The 20225-nt window shown below is 46.8% G+C and carries 14 protein-coding genes; 8 read left to right on the forward strand and 6 right to left on the reverse strand.

Annotated elements, in window-relative coordinates; translation table 11 throughout:
• Positions 1-10: 10 nt before the first annotated feature.
• The 6 genes from EXU85_RS09850 to EXU85_RS09875 all read left to right on the forward strand — a co-directional run bounded on the left by EXU85_RS09850 (position 11) and on the right by EXU85_RS09875 (position 9330).
• Positions 11-1453 carry a DUF6056 family protein gene (locus EXU85_RS09850; RefSeq protein WP_246859492.1) on the forward strand — a complete coding sequence of 481 codons (1443 nt, stop codon included), beginning with the start codon at positions 11-13 and terminating at the stop codon, positions 1451-1453.
• Positions 1454-1466: 13 nt separating this feature from the next.
• Entirely contained in the window at positions 1467-3218 is a 1752-nt protein-coding gene (locus tag EXU85_RS09855) for a hypothetical protein (RefSeq protein WP_142771917.1), read from the forward strand.
• Between the two features lie 745 nt (positions 3219-3963).
• A complete protein-coding gene (locus EXU85_RS09860) occupies positions 3964-5538 on the forward strand; it encodes a hypothetical protein (protein ID WP_168207767.1) in 1575 nt (524 codons plus the stop codon).
• A gap of 34 nt (positions 5539-5572) precedes the next feature.
• Positions 5573-6595 (forward strand): glycosyltransferase family 2 protein, encoded by a 1023-nt coding sequence (locus EXU85_RS09865; protein ID WP_210422457.1) that lies wholly within the window; start codon positions 5573-5575, stop codon positions 6593-6595.
• Positions 6596-6764: 169 nt separating this feature from the next.
• Complete coding sequence (locus EXU85_RS09870) at positions 6765-7808, forward strand: glycosyltransferase family 2 protein (RefSeq protein ID WP_142771919.1); 1044 nt, start codon at positions 6765-6767, stop codon at positions 7806-7808.
• Positions 7798-9330: an MBOAT family protein gene (locus EXU85_RS09875; protein ID WP_142771920.1), complete on the forward strand. Its 1533-nt coding sequence runs from the start codon at positions 7798-7800 to the stop codon at positions 9328-9330. Before EXU85_RS09870 ends, EXU85_RS09875 begins: the two co-directional genes overlap by 11 nt.
• Positions 9331-9401: 71 nt before the next feature.
• Here EXU85_RS09875 and msrB read toward each other — a convergent pair whose 3' ends face one another.
• From msrB to prmC, 3 genes are all read right to left on the reverse strand, one after another.
• Positions 9402-9911 carry a peptide-methionine (R)-S-oxide reductase MsrB gene (gene msrB / locus EXU85_RS09880; RefSeq protein ID WP_142771921.1) on the reverse strand — a complete coding sequence of 170 codons (510 nt, stop codon included), beginning with the start codon at positions 9909-9911 and terminating at the stop codon, positions 9402-9404.
• 57 nt (positions 9912-9968) lie between these two features.
• Positions 9969-10946, reverse strand: a complete 978-nt coding sequence (locus EXU85_RS09885; protein ID WP_142771922.1) for a MoxR family ATPase — start codon at positions 10944-10946, stop codon at positions 9969-9971.
• Between the two features lie 110 nt (positions 10947-11056).
• Positions 11057-11905: a peptide chain release factor N(5)-glutamine methyltransferase gene (gene prmC, locus EXU85_RS09890; RefSeq protein ID WP_142771923.1), complete on the reverse strand. Its 849-nt coding sequence runs from the start codon at positions 11903-11905 to the stop codon at positions 11057-11059.
• Positions 11906-12072: 167 nt separating this feature from the next.
• Between prmC and ribD the strand changes: the two genes are divergently transcribed.
• The gene (gene ribD, locus EXU85_RS09895) at positions 12073-13134 is read left to right on the forward strand and encodes a bifunctional diaminohydroxyphosphoribosylaminopyrimidine deaminase/5-amino-6-(5-phosphoribosylamino)uracil reductase RibD (RefSeq protein WP_142771924.1); all 1062 of its coding nucleotides are present in this window, start codon (positions 12073-12075) and stop codon (positions 13132-13134) included.
• A gap of 37 nt (positions 13135-13171) precedes the next feature.
• Here ribD and EXU85_RS09900 read toward each other — a convergent pair whose 3' ends face one another.
• From EXU85_RS09900 to nagA, 3 genes are all read right to left on the reverse strand, one after another.
• Positions 13172-13681, reverse strand: a complete 510-nt coding sequence (locus tag EXU85_RS09900) for a hypothetical protein (protein WP_142771925.1) — start codon at positions 13679-13681, stop codon at positions 13172-13174.
• Positions 13682-13695: 14 nt separating this feature from the next.
• Complete coding sequence (locus tag EXU85_RS09905) at positions 13696-16647, reverse strand: TonB-dependent receptor (protein WP_142771926.1); 2952 nt, start codon at positions 16645-16647, stop codon at positions 13696-13698.
• 908 nt (positions 16648-17555) lie between these two features.
• Positions 17556-18734 carry an N-acetylglucosamine-6-phosphate deacetylase gene (nagA, locus tag EXU85_RS09910; RefSeq protein WP_142771927.1) on the reverse strand — a complete coding sequence of 393 codons (1179 nt, stop codon included), beginning with the start codon at positions 18732-18734 and terminating at the stop codon, positions 17556-17558.
• A 204-nt stretch (positions 18735-18938) separates the two neighbouring features.
• Here nagA and EXU85_RS09915 point away from each other — a divergent pair, with 204 nt between their 5' ends.
• Positions 18939-20210, forward strand: a complete 1272-nt coding sequence (locus EXU85_RS09915) for a 3-phosphoshikimate 1-carboxyvinyltransferase (RefSeq protein WP_142771928.1) — start codon at positions 18939-18941, stop codon at positions 20208-20210.
• Positions 20211-20225: the final 15 nt, after the last annotated feature.

A 20225-nucleotide genomic window follows, 5' to 3' on the forward strand; every position in this document is an offset into this window, starting at 1 on the left:
ACCTGTTATTATGCCCGAATCCATGCCGTTGCTGCGTGTCGTTACTAGTTTGTTACTTGCTTTTGTAGGCGTGTTAATCGTACCACTCATTGCTCTGGCAACCTTTAATCACCCATCCCCAACCGACGATTATTGTTTTGCCAATACGGCCATGCAATATGGTTTCTGGGAAGCACAACAGTTGTATTACGATGGCTGGACAGGGCGTTTCTTTCACAATTTTATTGTTCATACCAATCCACTGGTAATTGGCTGGTTTGGGGGCTACAAAGTCGTGCCTGTCATTTTTTTAGCTTTATTGATGGGAAGCTTCTATGCACTCGCCAGCCAATGGCTGTATCGGGTGGCTGGAACAAGTAGTAGGGTAGCCCTGGCTGCTGGACTGTTTATTGGCTTTATGGCAACGTTGGCCAGTATTCCCGAATATTTGTACTGGTATACCGGCTTGGCTAGTTACGGCCTCTCAAGTGCATTGTTTCTATTGCTACTCGCTACCATGCTGGCTCACCAGCGACAGGGATTTAGATTTCAACCGGGTTATTTATTGGTGGAGAGTCTGCTGGTGACTGCCATTATTGGGTCGAGTGAGATGACTATGGTATTGATGCTGTCGGTATTAGGGCTGATAGCATTCGTTGACTTGATTCAGCGTCGGCGGCTGTCCGGGACGATCGTTTGTTTATTTGTAGTAGCTGGTGTATCGGTGTATTACCTGATGAAAGCTCCTGGCAATGCAATTCGGCTGGGAGGCAATCCTAATAGCAGCAATATTCCGTTGACGCTGATTTCTTCATTGCGGTATATGGCTCCTTATATTGCTCAGCAAGTCGTTCGAACACCCTGGTTGCCGCTTTCACTGTTGTACCTACCCCTTGCCTGGCAACTTACAGGGCCGCGGTTGGCCGGGTCATCAACGTCGGGCTTACCTTCTTATCTGCGTGTACACCCTTTACTGGGCATGTTGCACGGCTTTGCCACGATTCTAGCCCTGATCTCATTGCATTTTTACGGTGTTGGAATTGCGCCCATTCCTCGCCTGATCAATGTAGTGAACCTGACCTTTTGGCTTAGTTGGATATATAACTTAACGCTTTGGGTGGCGTTTTTGCGCCCGCGTCTTCAACCCGATCGTTTACTGACAAATGCCCGTTCTGTTGTATATGTCTTGTTGGTCTGGGCACTAGCGTCTGCGTCGGTCGGGCCAGTACTGCCTGTTGTGTACAGTGACTGGCTGAGCGGGCGGGCAGCCCAATACAACCGTGAAATGGAACAACGGTATGCGCAACTAGCCAAGTCCAGTGACCAGACAAGTCTGCTTGCTCCCTTGAGCCACTATCCGGTTTCCTTATTTCTGGAAGATATCCATGCCGATCCCAAGTACCTATGGAATCGTTGCTGGGCTGATTATTTTCACAAAAAAGCGATCATATTGGCGGAGAAGCCCAAACCATAGGCACCGTAATTTTATGAACTTAACGTCTCTACCTAGCTCTCACTTACTACAATCTGATCGGTTGCGAATGTTGGCTTCCGTATTGGTTGGCATCCCCATTCTATGCTTTTGCGTGATTTTGGTAGCCTATGTGGTCAATGTTCCCTGGATTGATGATATAGATGCGTTTTTGAGTTTTATTATCGGTTATATCGATGCGCCTACCCTTAGCGAAAAACTTGACTGGTTAATTCGCCCCAACAACGAACACCGGATTCTGATGGGAAAATTAATCACGCTAGCCCTTTATAAATTGACGGGTATCGTGAGCTATCGTTGGCTGATTTTTGCCGCCTTTACCTTCCTTTTGGGGCTCCTGGGTTTGTTTTACCGCGTATTCCGGTCAATGAATCTACCTCTGATGGCGTTTGTACCTGTCTCATTTCTATTATTTCAACCCCAATATTACCTTACCAGTATGTGGGCCATCACTGCTATGCAGCATCAGGTGGTGATTATGATGTCCTTTTTAACCATTTATTTAGTAGCAAGTGGTGAGCGCAACCGATTTGGAATTGCATTGGGTGTACAGATATTGACATCGCTCTCAATGAGCAATGGGCTGTTTGGGTGGATAGCTGGAGCCGTGTTACTAGCCTTGCAGCGGCAGTGGATTCGGTTGATTATCTGGCTTGTAGTAGGCATCGCCACAATCATCTTGTACTTTCATGATTTCCCGAATGGGCAGGGTAATGAAAACAGTGTTTCTTTCTTTTTAAACTACCCGTATCTGGTATTCTTTGGCTTTTTTACCTTTACAGGTGGCCTATTCGACTTATTTTCCAAAGCCGATATCCTCTGGCGAAGTGTGCTGCCAACGCTGGCGGGTTTCGTTATTATCCTGACTCTACTGGGGCTGCTTTGGAGGATGAATGAACCTTTGCTTGGTAGGCGGATCGGCACCTACGAAACCACAAATCGGGCAACGAAAGCACTTTGGAAACGCCGGTATTTTTTTACAGGCTGCTATATCTTTCTGATGATCAATGCCGTAATCGTAGCCTTTCTACGCCCTCGTTTTGGCTATGATGTGATGCTGATTAGCAACTATATGATTTATCCGGCAGTACTCGTGATTCTGCTCTATCTGAATATACTGAGCGAACGCCGGTCAGAACCAGTAGCCGTGCTCAACCAGTGGGTTTTGCTTAGCCTGCTGATTAGTTTGGTGGTCTGGGGTAACTGGTATCTAGTGAATTTACCGAAAATAGCCTATCGGAAGCATCAGTTGCTAACCTATACCTTTAATCAGAAACACAATAAAACCGGACTTGGGCCAAGCTGGGGGAGTCCTTTTTTAGATCTGGCTCAGCGCACGATGAATGAAACGATTCGGAGGGGCATTTATCAGTATCCTGAAGCCTATTATACGCCATACGAATCACAGCTAATGTCGTTGCCACAAATGAAATCCGATCCAGGCCTAAAACTACACATATCGGGTGGTGGATATAGCTACATAGCGGAAACTGACTACAATGTGCTCCCTCAGCCGATTACTGAGGCTGCGATTGTGCTCCAATCAGCACAGCGGACATACCTTTTTCCGTCCGAACTTCCTTATACGTTTTCTAATTATTATTTGAATCGCCCCATTCGGACTATTAAGGCTGAAATTATTAACCCAACGGTTGCACCGGGGCGCTATCGAGTAGGTATTTTGATTCCGTCGAGTAGCGAACCTGCTATTCGGTTTAGTAACCAAACCCTGACCGTTCCCGAATAACGGAATGCCGAATATACCCTCAACATCAAGAAACTAAGCTGCTACCGATTGGAAAGTATCGTATAAAGCCTCTATATACTGGTAAAGCACTAGTAAAGTAGTTGATTCTCGTTAAATTTTGTAGTTACCAATAGTTACTTCACTTGCTTAATGCCTGTTATTATTAACAGGAAGCTGGGATAGATATAGTTTATTTTGGCACAGCGATGCTCCTCTTCGAAGATTCTTTAAGGCATTTTTAATTCCGGGGTCAAGTTATTATTAAGTACCTTACTGTTCAATTGAGCTTGATGCTCAATTGAACAGGCCTATTGCGTTTATCATACGCTCTAGAGTTTGCCTGGAATCAGTGTTGCCAGCTTATTTTTTTATGAAAATTACACTATGTGGACAACTAATCTGAGCCAATAAGCAGACGAAAGTAGTAGTTATTGACAAGCTTAATCATAGACGATAGATATCAATTAATAAACTAAATAGAAAGATTTTTTTATAAATTTGTGCCCTAAAATTTCAATTTTTTTATTCATCTTGCCACTAATGCATGAGTTCTCTACTTAGCATTGAAATGGTATCCAGTTTTGGAAAATGGTCATTCAAGTAGAATGACTACTATCCTTTCAATACTATGACGTACAAATCCAGGTCGCTTCAGCAAAGTGCCCCTTTTTTAATTCTAGTACCAATTGTTTGTTTTTGGGCTTTTCTCTTTGCATATGCGGCTGATATTCCCTGGATGGATGACATGGAATCGTTCATCTACTTTCAGTTTAGCTTCCTTCGTGCTGATTCCCTATTTACTAAACTAGAGTGGCTACTTAAACCTAATAATGAACATCGCATCCTGTTTGCTAAATTAGTAGCGGCTGGAATGCAAGCTCTGACGGGAAGTGTCAATTTTCGCTGGCTGATTTTGATAGCGTCAGTATGGCTTGTAGGTACTCTCTTTATTTTCTACCGTGTCTTCAAAACCATAAAAGTACCACTCATCGCTTTTTTGCCTGTGGTGCTATTGCTGCTACATCCTCAGTATTACCTGATTACGCTGTCGGCAGTAACAAGCTTTCAACATCAAACGACTGTTGCTTTGGTGTTTGCGGTGGCTTATCTGTTAGCTAAGCCGGGCGCCGGGCGATTAAGTGGGGCGTTATGTATCGAAATACTTGCGTCTTTTTCTATGAGTAGCGGCCTGTTTGGATGGGTAAGCGGTGCTGCAACGCTACTTGTACAACGTCGTTTTAAAGAAGCTGCCTTTTGGATAGGTTTCGGTGCTGTTACTATACTTCTGTATGTACATGGTTTTGCCAACTCACAGGGCAACGACACCAGCATGTCATTCTTTTTGCAACATCCGCATCTGGTGTTTTTAGGCTTTTTTACATTTTCAGGTGCACTGCTCGACTTTTTTCCTTCTGCGCCCATCTTACCCAGAAGCATTCTCCCCACGTTAGCCGGATTTGGACTGACCGGACTATTGCTATGGATGCTAAAACGTATGCTGTTGCCATGGCCCCAGGCAACTACTCAGCCGGATGCAAGGGCTGTTCGCCGTAATTTTCTGGTTGGCGCTTACGGGTTTATCTTGATCAATGCCGTCATTATTGCCTTTCTGCGCCCCCGATTTGGGTACTCGGTAATGCTGATCAGTAACTACACCATGTATTCTTCACTGTTCGCTATTCTGCTATATCTGAACGCATTGAGTGAGTTTAGTGCCTGGGAAATTCAGCGAAAATGGATAACGGCCGGACTAGCTCTTGGGATCACGGTGTGGTGCGCCATGTATTTTCAAAGCTGGACCCGCGTGGCCGAACGGAAGCAAATGTTTGAGGCCTTCTCCTTTAACCAAAAACACAATGGAGTAGGCTTAGGGGCAACCCTGGGAACGCCGTTTGCCCCTGCGGCAAAATGGTGGATGGACAGTGCCGTTGCCATAGGATTCTATAACTATCCTCCTGCGTTCTATACCCCATACGAACAGGATTTACTGAAACCGGTTGCTGGTCATCCCATTCACTCAATTAACCTGCTTATTGATGAACAGCCTGACTTCTTTTCCGTTCAGACAGAGGGGTTGCCGGTGCCAGAACACCTGACGAATGCCTGTTTTATTGCAAAATCATCTGAACGAACGTACCTCTTTCCTGTTCCAACATTATTTAACCCTACGTCTTTTTTTCTGGGGCGTAAAGTGCCTACGTTGAGAGCACAGTTATTGAAAACCTCGCTCTATCCTGGTACCTATCAATTAGGTATTTTAATGACTCCCGTGTCTGGCCCAGCTATTCAATACCTTGATCAACATATTACGATCCGGTAGACTGGGAAACTTACTTAGATAAACTTGTACCATCATGAACGAGATGCCGATGTACTCTTCCTTTGTCTCCGTTATCATTCCCTGCTATAACGAACAGCAGGTACTTAGCGAGACGTATACCCGGCTGACGCAGGTGATGCAAGCCCATTTTACGCGTTATGAATTGATCTTCATTAATGACGGAAGTCGTGATGCGACTCTGCCCATCCTGAAAATCATGGCGGCAGAAGATCCCAACATCTGTATTATTTCGTTTTCCCGAAATTTCGGACATCAACCGGCTGTTTCGGCAGGCATTGCTAACTGTCGGGGCGAAGTGGCTGTGATTATTGATGCAGATTTGCAGGACCCTCCCGAGCTGATTCCTGATATGGTGAAGCTTTGGAAAGAAAAAGACTGTAATGTAGTCTATGCGGTACGAAGCAACCGGGAGGGGGAAACCTATTTTAAAAAACTGACTGCCAAGGCTTTTTACCGGATCATCAATTATTTAGCTGAAGTGCCCTTGCCAGCCGATACGGGTGACTTTCGACTTATCGACCGCAAAATTATTAACGCCTTTAACCAGCTATCCGAGCACAATAAATACATCCGGGGGCTGATTAGCTGGGTAGGTTTCAAACAGGAGCCAATTTATTACCAGAGAGCAGAACGATTTGCTGGAAAGACAAAATACTCGCTGGGCAAAATGTTGAAGTTTGCTCACACGAGTCTACTCTATTTTAGCCATAAACCACTTAGAATGGCTTCATCGCTGGGCGTAATCAGCGTTGGAATAGCTATGGTGCTGTTGGGTTGGGTAGTGTATAATATTATTTTTCTGCCTAATCAGCTTGTGCATGGATGGGCATCATTGCTCATTGTAATTATGTTTTTTGGGGGAATACAGATGCTTACGATCGGTGTACTGGGTGAATATATTAGTTCGATTTTTGATGAAATTAAAAACCGGCCAGAATTTATAATTGACGAACGCATCAATTTTTTGCCTGATACGGTAGAAGAAAAAACGCTGGGTTTGCTAAAAAACCAACCAACAAACTGGCAAGCCATCTAAATCTGGCTATACAAAAATTGACTCTAACCTACCTATCGCTTCAGAGTAGCAAGCTGATTGGTATGCTATTGGGTGAATAGTCTGGCTGATTTTGAGAGTAAGATACCTGGCTAATTTGGCGATCAGATCGTGACCGCTCCTTAAGAAACTAGTGAGTTTTCTCCCCCCAATGTCAAAAAAGCTTACTTTTGCTAATTCTGCCACTGACTCACTAGCTATTGTTTTGCCAAATCCTCAGATTTCAATTATTGCTCCGCTGTTCAACGAAACCGAGTCGTTCCCGCGGCTTGTTGCGCGGCTGAATGCCGTGATGGAGAATTCGCCCCTGACTATTGAAGTCGTACTGATTGATGATGGGAGCCGAGATGATACGGCCGTACAGATGCAGCAACTGGCCCTGACCGACAGCCGGTATCAATGCATATTTCTGTCCCGCAACTACGGTCACCAGATTGCGCTCACCGCAGGTATTGCCAGAGCCTGCGCTACCGAAGCTCTATTTATTATTGATGGTGATTTACAGGACCCTCCTGAATTACTGACGGATTTCTACCAAAAATACAAGGAGGGTTACGATGTAGTGTATGCCGTTCGGAAGAAGCGGAAGGAAAACTGGTTTAAACGATCAGCCTACGCCTTGTTCTACCGGTTTATGCGGTCAATTTCCTACGTTGATATGCCGCTGGATAGCGGTGATTTTTCACTCATCAGTCGCCGGGTGGCCGATGTATTGAACCAGATGCCTGAAGAAAGCCGGTTCATTCGGGGAATGCGGAGCTGGATTGGGTTCCGGCAGACGGGCTTCGAATATGAACGGGATGCCCGCCAGGCGGGGGAGTCGAAATACTCCTTCAAAATGCTCCAGCGACTGGCCTATAATGGAATTTTTAACTTCAGCGAATATCCCGTCAAGATCATCACCCGGATGGGTATGTTTACCTTGGGAATTGCCGGGCTGTATTTGATTCAGACGCTCATCAAACGATTTGTTTACCATGATGTGCCACAGGGCTTTACGGCCCTGTTATTCTTCATTATTCTGTTCAGTGGAATACAGCTGATTGCCCTGGGGCTGATTGGCGAATATGTATTGCGAATATTTTTTCAGGCCAAAGGTCGTCCGCTCTACGTTGTCCGTGAGGTTATTCGCCAGCAACAACGTCAACCCATTCAAGGCTTAAACGGTCAGAAACCGCAGGAGAATGTTATTTAATTCACTACAATTTTTACTGTTCTTTATTGTCGTCACCCTGAGCTACTTCAGCCTGAAGTGGCAAGGCCGGTGGATGCTGTTGTTAGTAGCCAGTTGCTATTTCTACATGGTATTCCAGCCGACCTATATCCTGATTCTGTTTCTAACCATTGTCATAGATTACATTGCTGGTATCTGGATCGAGAAATCAAGCGGAAAAGCCCGCCGATGGCTGTTAATCCTATCGCTGATATCCAACCTGGGTATTCTGGCGTTTTTTAAATACCTCGGCTTCTTTACGGAAAACATTGCGGCCTTGTTCGATGCGTTTCAGATGCCGCACATTGCCGAAACCGTTACCAGGCTGGTAAACCGGGTGTTTGTACAGGTACTACATGTGTTCGGACAAAGTGGCATAGCGTCCTATAAAGACAACATGAGCATTTTGCCCATTGGCCTGTCGTTCCACACGTTTCAGGCTATGAGCTATACTATTGAAGTGTACCGGGGGAATCAGAAAGCGGAGAAGCATTTCGGCATCTACTCCCTTTACGTGATGTTCTATCCGCAGTTGGTAGCTGGTCCGATTGAGCGGCCTCAAAACGTACTGTGGCAGTTTCATGATTACTTCAAATACGATGTTGAGAATGTAAAGGCTGGGCTTATGCAGATGGCCTTTGGGCTCTTTAAAAAGCTCGTTATTGCCGACCGACTGGCTATGCTCGTTGATTATAGCTACGGCAATCCGTCCGAGCAGAATGGCCTGACACTCCTGGCCGCTACGTTTTTCTATACGTTCCAGATTTACTGTGATTTTTCGGGTTATTCCGACGTGGCAATCGGGGCTGCACGGGTTATGGGGTTCGATCTCATGGAAAACTTCCGAACGCCCTATATTGCGCAATCTATTTCGGAGTTCTGGCGACGCTGGCATATTTCGCTCTCGACCTGGTTCCGGGATTACCTGTATATTCCGCTGGGCGGAAACCGCAAAGGTGAATTTCGGCAGTACCTCAATATGCTGATCGTGTTTCTGGCCAGCGGCCTCTGGCATGGTCCCAACTGGACGTACGTGATTTGGGGTGGCCTGAATGGCCTCTACCAGATTCTTGCCGTTCTGCGCGACAAGCTATTGGCAAAAATGGGCTTTTCAATAACACCCCCGAGCCTTGTAACTTCTCCCGTTAATGATACCCTAAGCCGAAAATCGCCGGTGCGGGTGGTTGTTAACACGCTCATCACCTTCGTACTGATTATGCTGACATGGGTGTTCTTCCGAGCCCGCAGCCTGAGCGATGCATTCCTGATCCTGAAACAAATTGCCACCTTGTCTATCCGTGACCAGATTAATAGCCCGATGAATTCAGTGGAAATGTGGTTCAGTATTTTCCTGATCGTATTCCTGTTAGTGAAGGAATATTTTTATCTGACCATCCCAACACGCAGTACCGCCCGATTCGCGATTTTATTCGCGCTGATCACGTTCATGACCTACCTCTTCGGTGTTTTCTCCTCGAACCAGTTCATTTATTTCCAGTTCTGATCAGAATAAACAGGGCACGCAGAATTTCCAATTCGCGAATTGGAAATCTGATATTCTCAGCTGTTATGGCTTTACTTCCCAGGCTCAAACACCAACGCTACGCCATTCATGCAATAGCGTAAGCCAGTGGGCTCCGGGCCATCGTTAAATACATGACCCAAATGCGCGTCACAGACCGAGCAGCGGACTTCTGTTCGATTGCCATCCGCTTCATTATAAACCGCATTTGGGACGATTGGTGCGTAGAAACTCGGCCACCCTGTGTGTGAATCAAATTTGGTAACAGAGCGAAATAACGGGTTGTGGCAGCAGACGCAATCATAAACGCCCTGCCGGTGTTCATCGGTCAATTCACTGCTGCCCGGCCACTCAGTACCCTGCTTTCGGGTAATGGTATACACTGATCTGGGAAGGATTTTCTTCCAGTCCGCATCCGTCTTTTCAACGCGACGGTCGCCGGGTGAGGTTGCACCCGCAGGGCGTTTGTGAGGAGGGCGGGGTTTCGCTATATAAGCCCCGTAGAGCCAAAGCGTTCCGGCTACGAAGGCGGCAATAAGAAGGAAGAGGTACGTTGGTTTCATGAGCGGTTAAAGCATCAAAACCAAAACACCGAACAGGATTTCTCCGTTCATTTGCCTTTACCGACCAATCGCTACTTTACGCAAAATAGAGTCGATGATCTGTAGGGTCGTAACCCCGTCGGCTTCGGCTTCGTAGTTGAGCATAATTCGGTGGTTGAATACATCTGGGGCCACTTCTTTGATATCTTCGGGTAGTACATAATCCCGCCGGTCGAAGTAAGCGAGCGCTTTCGCTGCCAGATTCAGATTAATGCTGGCCCGGGGCGATACACCAAATTGAATATACCGGGATTCATCGCGGAGGTTATATTCCAGCGGTCGGCGGGTGGCGAACACCAACTCGATGATGTAGCGTTCAAGCGTTTCGGAGATAGTGATACCATTGATTTCGTTGCGAATGGCTACCAGTTCTTCTTTCCCCAGTACGGGCTGTACTTCGTAATCGAAATTCATGTTCGACATCCGGCGCATGACTTCCAGTTCATCGTCTTTGTTCAGGTAATCGACAAAGACTTTCATCATGAATCGGTCTACCTGAGCTTCTGGCAGCGGATAAGTACCTTCCTGCTCCACAGGGTTTTGCGTGGCTAGTACCAGAAAAGGGCGATCCAGTACAAAGGTTTCTTCGCCGATGGTAACCTGCTTTTCCTGCATGGCTTCGAGCAGAGCCGACTGAACTTTGGCAGGAGAACGGTTAATTTCATCTGCCAGAATCAGGTTCGCAAAAATAGGCCCTTGTTTTACCTCAAATTCAGCTGTTTTCTGATTGAAAATCATCGTGCCAATCAGGTCAGCGGGTAGTAGATCGGGGGTAAACTGAATGCGTTGAAAATCTAATTCAAGAACCTTGGCCAGCGTGTTGATCGTCAGTGTTTTTGCTAAGCCAGGAACGCCCTCCAGTAAGATATGTCCACCTGTAAATAAGCCAATGAGTAACCGATTGAGCAGGCGTTCCTGCCCAACCACTACCTGGCTCATCTCACTGAATACCTCGCGGATTTTTGTATGGTAGGTGAAGGAAGTGGTTGGCTGCATTAGTTTTTGGTCATTAATAGTCATTAGGTGTCATTTTTGGTCATTAGATGGTTAGTCAATGCTGAAGTAACGAATGACCGTAAATGACACCTAATGACTACCAATGACGTTTAAAACGTTGCCCGGATGCTTCGATCCTTGCCGTGAATATCTTTATAGACCTGAATTTTTGTGAAGCCTCGATCGGCAAACACCTGCCGGGTTGCATCACCGAACCGCTCATTGATTTCAACGTAACAGGACCCATCTTTGGTTAGGTGACGAACGCAGAAATCGGCAACGGCTTTATAAAACACCAGCGGGTCGTTGTCTTCCACAAACAGAGCGAGATCGGGCTCGTAATTCAGTACATTACGATGCATATCAGCAGCTTCTGAACGGGTTACGTAGGGTGGGTTACTCACCACACAATCGAACCGACGACTGAAATCGGTCGGCACATTCAGGATGTCCTGAATCTCAAAGGTAACGTCGGCGTTCAGATGTTCTGCATTTCGTCGGGCCAGTGTGAGGGCTTCATCGGAAACATCCCAGCCTGTTACAACCGACTGTGGCAGGAAACGAGCTAAGGTAATGGCAATGCACCCACTGCCCGTGCCGATATCAACAATGGGTACATCGTCGGTACGGTCGGCAAAGTCGTGCATAATGAGCCTTACTAAATCTTCGGTTTCGGGCCGGGGAATCAGCACATCGGGCGATACCTCGAATTCCAAGCCGCAGAAAATGGTTGTGCCAATAACATGCTGAATAGGCTCCTGGCGGTTCAGTCGCTCCAGAATCTTAAACCAATCGGGTTCGGTACGATTCGGTGGCAGCGGTTTGTCTGTCAATATATCCGTTTTGCGTAGCCCGAAATAATGATCAAGCAACATAAAGGCCATTTCCCGTGCTTCTTCGGGTGGGTAGGCTGTAATATTCTTACTTAGGCGATCGTATAGAGGTTTGGCGGTGGCCATTGGGTTCTGTCGAGTAATTTTGTCAAAAATAGGGAAGTTTACGGTATTCAGTTTACGGTTTGTGGTTTATGGTAGCTGGCGCATGAATAAAAGACGCGTGCGTGCATCGTAGCAATAGCCCAGCGTAAACCATAAATCGTAAACCATGAACGAACTCGCTACAAACTATGAACCAATTCATGCGTCGTGCTCTCGAATTAGCTACCCTTGGTCGGGGTCATGTTAGCCCAAACCCAATGGTTGGCTGTGTGATTGTACACGAGGCTGCGGGCAAAACACCCCGAATCATTGGGGAAGGCTGGCACCAGCGGTATGGTGAAGCACATGCGGAACGAAATGCACTACTGTCGGTTCGACCTGAAGACGTACATCTGCTGCCCGAGAGTACGGCCTACGTAACATTAGAACCCTGTTCTCATTACGGCAAACAGCCTCCCTGCGCGGATCTGCTCATCGAAAAACAGATTGGACGCGTAGTTTGCTGTAATGACGACCCGAATCCGCTGGTAGCGAGCAACGGTTTTGCCAAATTACGAGCAGCTGGTATTCCTGTTGAAACTGGTGTTCTGGTCGAAGAAGGTCGTGAACTGAATGCACGATTCTTTACCTTCTTTGAAAAGAAACGCCCTTACATCATCCTGAAATGGGCAGAAACCGCCGATGGCTTTATTGGCGCAGAAGGTGGAATGCCCGTTAAAATAACTGGTGATTTAGCCAATCGACTGGTTCACCGTTGGCGAAGCGAAGAAGATGGTATACTGGTTGGCACCAACACTGCCCGTGCCGACAACCCCCGGCTAAATACGCGCCTATGGCCGGGCAAGAATCCGACGCGTATTGTGATTGATAATCAGCTTTCGCTGGATAAAAGCCTAAATCTGTTCGATGGCTCTCAACCTACCATTGTGTATCATCAAAGAGAAGGTCAGGTAATAAAAGAGCGCCCCAAGGTCATTCACTCATTCACTCTTTCGCTCGTTCACTTATTACAAGACCTTCACCACCGCCAGATTCAGTCGGTTTTGGTGGAGGGCGGGGCTACGCTCCTGGAGTCGTTTATCGAAGCTGGTTTGTGGGACGAGATGTGGGTCTTCCGCAGTCGAATGATGTTGGGCGAGGGGCGGTTCGCCGATGCGATAAAAGCGCCCGTAGTACACGGTAGGCTGATAAGCCGGGAGATGGTGGGAGACGATGAATTGACGATTTACAAAAACAGCCCTGGAAACTGATCCAGGGCTGTTTTTGTAAATCATAATCTAATGGAAACTAATTCGACTGGGCAACGGGTGCTGCATTCGCCCCAATATCCCCACTGGCCACTACAGTTGTGCCGGATAGTATTTTGACATTGGCGCTGTAGGTAGCAAGCTTGTCATAGAAACCGGCTTCATTGATCGTAAAGTATTTATTACTAGAGAATGAACCCGTAGCTCCACTGATAGCATCCAGTGGTTTGAGGGCAGTAGTCAACTTATCGGCGAGTTTGCCCTGATAAATAGACGAGGTGTAGGATGTTCCTAATGTTGTGTTATAAAGCCCCATCTCTACCAATGTGATTGAAGAGTTGTATTTATAGAACACCACACGCCCATACACTGTGGCACCCGTTGCCGATGTGAGCGTATACGACTTATAGGTCGTTACCGTACCACCTCCCGGCGCAACACTTAAATTCGGTTCGTATTTATTTTGCTCGCAGGAGCTTAAGAAAACAACTGCCGACAGAAGGAGGCCCAGGAGAGGGAAAATGCTTCTTTTATTGAAATATCGATTCATAGCTGGAGTTGCAATTAGAAGTTGAACATCACACGACCATAGTAATAGGCACCGTTAGACCCTTGCTGATTGTTGGAATACAGATAAAAACCCTGATTCTCTGAGCGGAGTATTTGAGGATATTTATCGAAGATATTACTACCGCCAATAGACACTTTCAAATTACGAGTTAGATCGTAGCCAAAGCTTAGGTCAAAAATCGCCTGGCCCGAAAACGTCTGGTCATAAAAATTGCCATCGTTATCGGCAGACACAGACCGCTCTGTCACCGTGCCATAATAGGTGCCCCGGAGCATTGTGTTAAATTTATTGGCGCGAAAAGCAACCGAACCAATCAGCTTTGTTCTTGGGGTTCCCGTTTCAAATTGTCCGATTACATCACGGCTAAGGTATTTTCCTACAACCTGATCTTCGGTCAGATTGGCTACATTCAGGTTGAGCGTCTTCCGGTTGAGTACTGTGTTTTTGCTGAAAATAGCGGCAAGGCTGAATGTGAAGCTTTTGTTGCCTTGTAGATTCATCGTATAATTTCCAACAGCTTCAAGGCCTTTAGAGCGTACATCGGCCCCATTTACGAAAAATTGAGCCTCCCCATCGCCAATTACTTCACCATAGTTATTGCCTACTTCAGACGCGTTGAAATAACTGGTTCTGAAGATACGGTTGTCTACATCAATCTGGTAGGCATCTAACGTTACTTCAAAGCCACGAACCGGCTGATAGGTAAGGCCAAAGCCGTAGGTACGGGATTGTTCCTGTTTTAAGCCTTTAATGCCTAACACCCGGGCCGCTGTACTATTGGTAGGGTAAGTAGTTACATCCAGAGGCTGTGGAATGCCGTTCGCATCCGGCACGAACGCAGTAGCCGTGTGCGTATAGTTTAACTCCTGGAGCGAAGGTGCCCGGAAGCCGCTGGCAATCGAGCCACGGATCGACAGGGTTTTCGAGATCGAATAGCGGGCTGCCAGCTTCCCAATCGTTACACCCCCAAAGTCAGAGTAATTTTCCAGCCGGAAAGCACCTGCCACTAAAAATTTTCGGGTGAGTTCCAATTCAGCATCTAAATAGGCACCCATCGTCGTTCTGAATTCATTTCGTTCATTCTTGGGACCAAAACCGGCAAAGCACTGACAGTTAGACGACAAGGATTTAACAGTGACCTGTTGCCCGGCAAAGACCGATAATGGATTGCCATTAGCATCAACAATAGGTGTGCTACTGGCATCTTCCAGCGGTTTGCCATCGGGTCCAACAAGAAGACCATCTTTGCCTACCGTTAGGACGCCTGCTGTGCCGTAGCTATAGCTTTCTTCCTGACCTTTAATGATTTTATAGTTCTCAATACGCATTTCTGCACCAAAGGCGATATTCAGGCCGTTCATCACTCCTTTGAAATAGCGGGAGAAGTCAAGATTAGTTGAATTCTGGGTGAACTGGTGGGTTCCCAGATTCATGTTCACGGGCGAATTGGAACCCAGAGACGCATTGAACGTATTGACCATGCCAAGCCGCATAGTATTTTTTCCAAACGTATTACTGAAGTCAACTGTGAAATCGCCGATCTTGCTTTTGATACCAACTGTATTGGAAATATCAGACGTGTTTGAGGTCATCTGAGGCCTGAACCCATTGGGATAAAGCAGGTAGTTGAAGCGGTCGGTTTGGGCGGGCCGGCGGAAATAGCAGGAGAAGCCTTCCAGATATTTATACGACATACCGCCAAAACTGTAGAACGAAGTGGTTGGGTTTATCTCAAAACCAGCATTATAAAACATGCTGCCCAGCGTAATGGCTGGCATACCAGCGTATACGGCAAAATCGGCCTTTGTTAATCCGCGTGCGCTCATCAGACCATCTTCTGTTTTCAGCGATGTCATCAGCGAGGTGTTGCCAGCTACCTGGGCGTTTATCAATTCAGGGTTCGTGATGACCGGATTTCCGTTTTTATCAGTTCGGAGGTTGTTCAGATACGTATTGTCGAAGAAACCCCAATCATTTACGAACGGACGCAGTGTGGGTCGGCGCTGAGTGATCTGGCCTGAAATATTAATGAACCCTTTATCGGCAATTTTGAACCCGTAGTTCGCATCAAACTGGTAATTGAATCCATCCGGTTTGCCGTCTTTGGTCAACGCTCCCGCCTGTCCACCCGTATTGGCGTACCCGCCACCCGTCAGGCTAGCCGTTAATTTATTCGTGCCTTTCTTCAGGATGATGTTCACCACACCTGCTACCGCATCTGAACCGTACTGAGCCGCAGCGCCGTCGCGAAGAATCTCCACCCGATCAATGGCTGACACAGGAATCGTCATTAAATCAACCGTAGTAGACGGACTGCCCACCGCCGTTTCAGTAATAAGTAGGGCCGATGTATGGCGTCGCTTTCCGTTAACCAGAACCAATATCTGGTTGGGAGCCATATTCCGTAACTGCACGGGATCGACGTGTGAGTTAAGATCCCCCCCCTGTGAACGGACAGCATTGAAACTGGGCGCCACAAAGGCCAGCATCTGAGCTAAATCAATCTGGGGCAGTGATCCCATTATATCCTTGATCGAAATAACATCTACCGGCACCGGCGATTCAATGATGGTACGACCGACGTTTCGGGTTCCGGTCACAACCAATTCACTTAACTGAGTGGCATCTTCATCCAGCGAAATCGTGAAATTGGTTTCATTCCCAACTTGTATCTCCTTCGATTTAAAACCGATGAAGCTGATCACAAGGACATCGGTGGGCGATGCTTCCAGTGAAAATAGTCCCTGATTATCGGTGACCGCCCCTTTTCGACTATTGCCTTTTACCAGCACATTGACACCCTGTAATAATTCAGAAGTGCCTGTCTGTACCTTACCCGTAATTTTCCTGGCCTGAGCCAATGCGTCCGTTGGAAGCGCAATGGCCAATACAAACAAGGTGACTAGTACTGGTAGTACGTCATGTTTACGTAATTTTCTTTGCATGTTGATTGGGGGAGTTATAGTAGAGAGATTAGTTTATAGATTGGTAATCAGGTAAATATGGAAAAGGGGGTGCTTTTAATCGTTGGTAGGATTGCAGCCATACAGCTATAGAAGTAGCGTACAGCATAGGTAGATGCTGGAAAACTACCTTTCCGAATACAGTAAATTTTTTTGGTTAAATGGTTCAGTGCTGGCTCCCTGGCTGAGGCCTTTCTGTATGATGTTGACGCCCGTTTGGAGCGTAGTGTCGGCCCACTACCGTACGTGTTCCAAACTTGTTTTTTGAGGAATAAATGGGAGAAGTATACAACATAATACCTGGCGTAAAACGTCCTCTTACGGAATTTGTGCTGCTAGTTTCATACTGGTTCATGGCGTAAATGAGATTGATGTTGGATATATATGAATACAGATAAATTTGGGCAATAGCTTAGCTAAAGCCGGTCCTCGGCCTTTGAGTAATTACCCCGTGTATTTGCTTGTAATTGCGTTGCATCCGAGCCCAACTATCGGAACTTGCGGCTTGCAATCTTTCTGAATAGATGAACTCTACTACTTATATTTGACACTAAGAATAGAGAGTATTATTTGTTGTACTTTGTTGAAATAACATATTTAAATAATGAAAAACAAATTATAAGTAAAATATTATACTGATATATTTGAAAAATTCAATATATTAAAGACTATATTCTATTCTCTATAATATACTCCAATGAGATACGACAAATAAAGGCCTTGTTGAGTAATTACATCAAATTGATTTTGATGTAATTACTCAACAAGGCCTTGCAGGGAAATGCGCCGTGGATTTACGCCTTTCAGAATAGATTTTCTTGAGTTGGGTGGTTAGCTTTTGGGATTCCCCCGACTCAATCAGACCCTCAAATCTCTGATTGAGTCAACCGTTAGGCTAGCTGTTTGCCTGATGCCCAGACGCCTTTGGTATGTAGTGTTTTATCTGCTCGAACCAGATTGGCCAGATAACCCGGCTGGATTTTTCCTAATAAGTCACCCAATCCAATAATCTCCGCCGGAATAGTGGATGCCATCCGTAAGGCGTTTGTTAGGGGAATACCCGCCTGCTCAACTGCAATCCGAACGCAATCAATTAGGGTGATTGCCGAACCCGCCAGATTTCCCTCATTATTAACATAACGTCCCGGCCTGGATGGGTCCGGCCCGTTAGGGTCCGGCTCAAAATGGACAACAAACTGCCCTAACTCGAACGTTGGACGAGGTGGATTAGCGAACAACGCGTCTGAAATAAGGAAGAGCCGCTCCCCCAGTAGCCGATAGGCAATGCGGATGGTGGTTGGATTGCAATGGTAGCTATCGGCTATGATGCTGGCCCGAACTGTTGGATGATCAAAAACAGCACCCACCACACCCGGTTCACGGCTTTCGTACCCACGCATCGCATTATAAAGATGAGTTGCTAATGGCATACCATCATTGAAAGCCGCTGTGGCCTGTTGATACGTAGCATTACTGTGGCCAAGTGACAATAGCGTACTAGGGTGTTTGAGTTTCTTTAGCGTTTGGAATTGCTCAGGCGTCAGAATTTCAGGCGCTAGTGTCAGAATCCGAATCACGTCGGCGTTGGTACTGAATAAGGCTTCCAGTTCACCTTCGGCGGGCGTTCGGACGTAGGCCATGCTGTGTGCTCCACGCTTGATAGGATTGAAATAAGGGCCTTCGATATGAATACCTGGAACGCCGAATGGGTTTTCGCTGCGTACAACCTGCACAGCCGCCATCGACTCCTGCATAATAGCCAGCGATGTCGAATGAATGGTAGGCAGTAAGGTGGTGGTGCCATTGCGCGCATGCGAGTCGTAAATATGCCGAACTGTGTCGGGCGTTGGCTGGTCGTTCAGAAATAGATTCGACCCGCCGTACAACTGCAAATCCACAAAGCCCGGAAGGAGGTAATCACCGTTGAGGTCAATAATCGTTGTTCCATTGGGCACAGATGTTGTTTCTGCTGTCGATATTTCCTGAATGCGACCGTTATCAGTACGTACCGACCCGTTCGAAAGCCATTCATCGCCGGTAAAAACGGTGGCGTTAATAAACTGATTCATACGAAAAAAAGCGTTTTCATGCGGGCTAACCAGCCAATGATGACCGGAATCTAGCAGTAATTTCGTTTTTTTGCGAACTATTTCTTTTAAGGATTTTTGGTTTTTGGTATTCGGTTTACGGTAGGCTGGCGCGTTAACAATTCATGCGTAAGCCTTTCGTAAACCGAATACCAAAAACCCAGACTCCTCTAATCTGTTTATCTCTTGAACGCTGTTCGTTTATCTCCTCCCGCTACGCTGACGAAGCCTGGTATTATCCAGGCCACGATTCCCCTCGCTTCGTCGAAAAGTGAAAGCAACCGTGCCCTTATTATCGACGCCCTGACCGGCTTTCAATGTGACCTGAAAAATCTATCGACCGCCCGTGATACACAGACGATGATCCGGTTGCTAAAGTCAGAAGACCAGATCGCCGATGTGCTGGATGCGGGAACGACAATGCGTTTTCTGACGGCCTATTTCGCCGTAACGGGTCAGCAAAAAACAATGACAGGCACCCCTCGAATGTGTGAACGTCCCATCGGCATACTGGTTGATGCGCTACGATCGCTCGGTGCTGATATTACGTATCTTAACAAAGAAGGGTACCCACCCCTACAGCTTAACGGCTTCACTGCGGGAAGCTCGAACCGGATCAGTATTCGGGGCGATGTGAGCAGTCAATATATTTCTGCCCTGGTGATGATTGCTCCGTTGTTGCCGAATGGGTTGACACTGGAGCTAACAGGTGCCATTGGGTCAAGACCTTATATCGAAATGACGCTGGAACAAATGGCTTATTTTGGGGCTGATGTTCAGGCGGATTGGGAGACAAAGACGATCACTATTGCGCCAAAACCCTATACGCCCAAACCGTATGCCATTGAATCCGATTGGTCGGGGGCGAGTTACTGGTATAGCGTAGCCGCATTAGCTAAAGACGAAACGGCCGAAATTACGCTACTGGGGCTGAAAGCCAAATCGTTGCAGGGCGATAGTGCGATAGTCGATATTATGCGTTCCTTAGGCGTCGCGAGTACCTTTACCGAATCCGGTGTTCGGTTAACCAAGGGTAAGGTTAGTGAATCCTTAGCCTGGGACTTCACCGACTGCCCTGATCTGGCCCAGACGGTTGCTGTGTGTGCCGCAGTAAAAGGTGTAATCTTACGGCTTACAGGAGTCGAGAGTCTGAAAATTAAGGAAACCGACCGAATCGCTGCGCTACAGGCGGAGTTGCAGAAAATTGGGGCTGAATTAGTGGAGATTGAGCCAAACCACCTCTACGAAGTTCGTCAATTGCCAACGAGTCATTCACTGCCTGCTACCATCAAAACCTACGATGATCACCGGATGGCCATGGCGTTTGCACCCGTAGCGATGCGTGAGGAAATAATTATTGAAGAGCCAAGAGTTGTGGATAAATCGTACCCAAGTTTCTGGGGGGATATGGCACGAGTGGCCACGGTTAATTTTATACAGGAAGAAGCTATTCGTTAAAATGGGGGTGCACGT

This window comes from Spirosoma sp. KCTC 42546 (genome assembly GCF_006965485.1).
Taxonomy (GTDB): domain Bacteria; phylum Bacteroidota; class Bacteroidia; order Cytophagales; family Spirosomataceae; genus Spirosoma.

Bases quoted from the DNA above. Each gene is read 5' to 3' on its own strand.
- EXU85_RS09865 (WP_210422457.1), top strand. From the start codon at position 5,573: ATGAACGAGATGCCGATGTACTCTTCCTTTGTCTCCGTTATCATTCCC.
- EXU85_RS09850 (WP_246859492.1), top strand. From the start codon at position 11: ATGCCCGAATCCATGCCGTTGCTGCGTGTCGTTACTAGTTTGTTACTT.
- EXU85_RS09860 (WP_168207767.1), top strand. From the start codon at position 3,964: ATGGAATCGTTCATCTACTTTCAGTTTAGCTTCCTTCGTGCTGATTCC.
- msrB (WP_142771921.1), bottom strand. From the start codon at position 9,911: ATGAAACCAACGTACCTCTTCCTTCTTATTGCCGCCTTCGTAGCCGGA.
- EXU85_RS09900 (WP_142771925.1), bottom strand. From the start codon at position 13,681: ATGAATCGATATTTCAATAAAAGAAGCATTTTCCCTCTCCTGGGCCTC.
- nagA (WP_142771927.1), bottom strand. From the start codon at position 18,734: ATGAATCAGTTTATTAACGCCACCGTTTTTACCGGCGATGAATGGCTT.
- EXU85_RS09870 (WP_142771919.1), top strand. From the start codon at position 6,765: ATGTCAAAAAAGCTTACTTTTGCTAATTCTGCCACTGACTCACTAGCT.
- EXU85_RS09885 (WP_142771922.1), bottom strand. From the start codon at position 10,946: ATGCAGCCAACCACTTCCTTCACCTACCATACAAAAATCCGCGAGGTA.
- EXU85_RS09905 (WP_142771926.1), bottom strand. From the start codon at position 16,647: ATGCAAAGAAAATTACGTAAACATGACGTACTACCAGTACTAGTCACC.
- prmC (WP_142771923.1), bottom strand. From the start codon at position 11,905: ATGGCCACCGCCAAACCTCTATACGATCGCCTAAGTAAGAATATTACA.
- EXU85_RS09875 (WP_142771920.1), top strand. From the start codon at position 7,798: ATGTTATTTAATTCACTACAATTTTTACTGTTCTTTATTGTCGTCACC.
- ribD (WP_142771924.1), top strand. From the start codon at position 12,073: ATGAACCAATTCATGCGTCGTGCTCTCGAATTAGCTACCCTTGGTCGG.
- EXU85_RS09855 (WP_142771917.1), top strand. From the start codon at position 1,467: ATGAACTTAACGTCTCTACCTAGCTCTCACTTACTACAATCTGATCGG.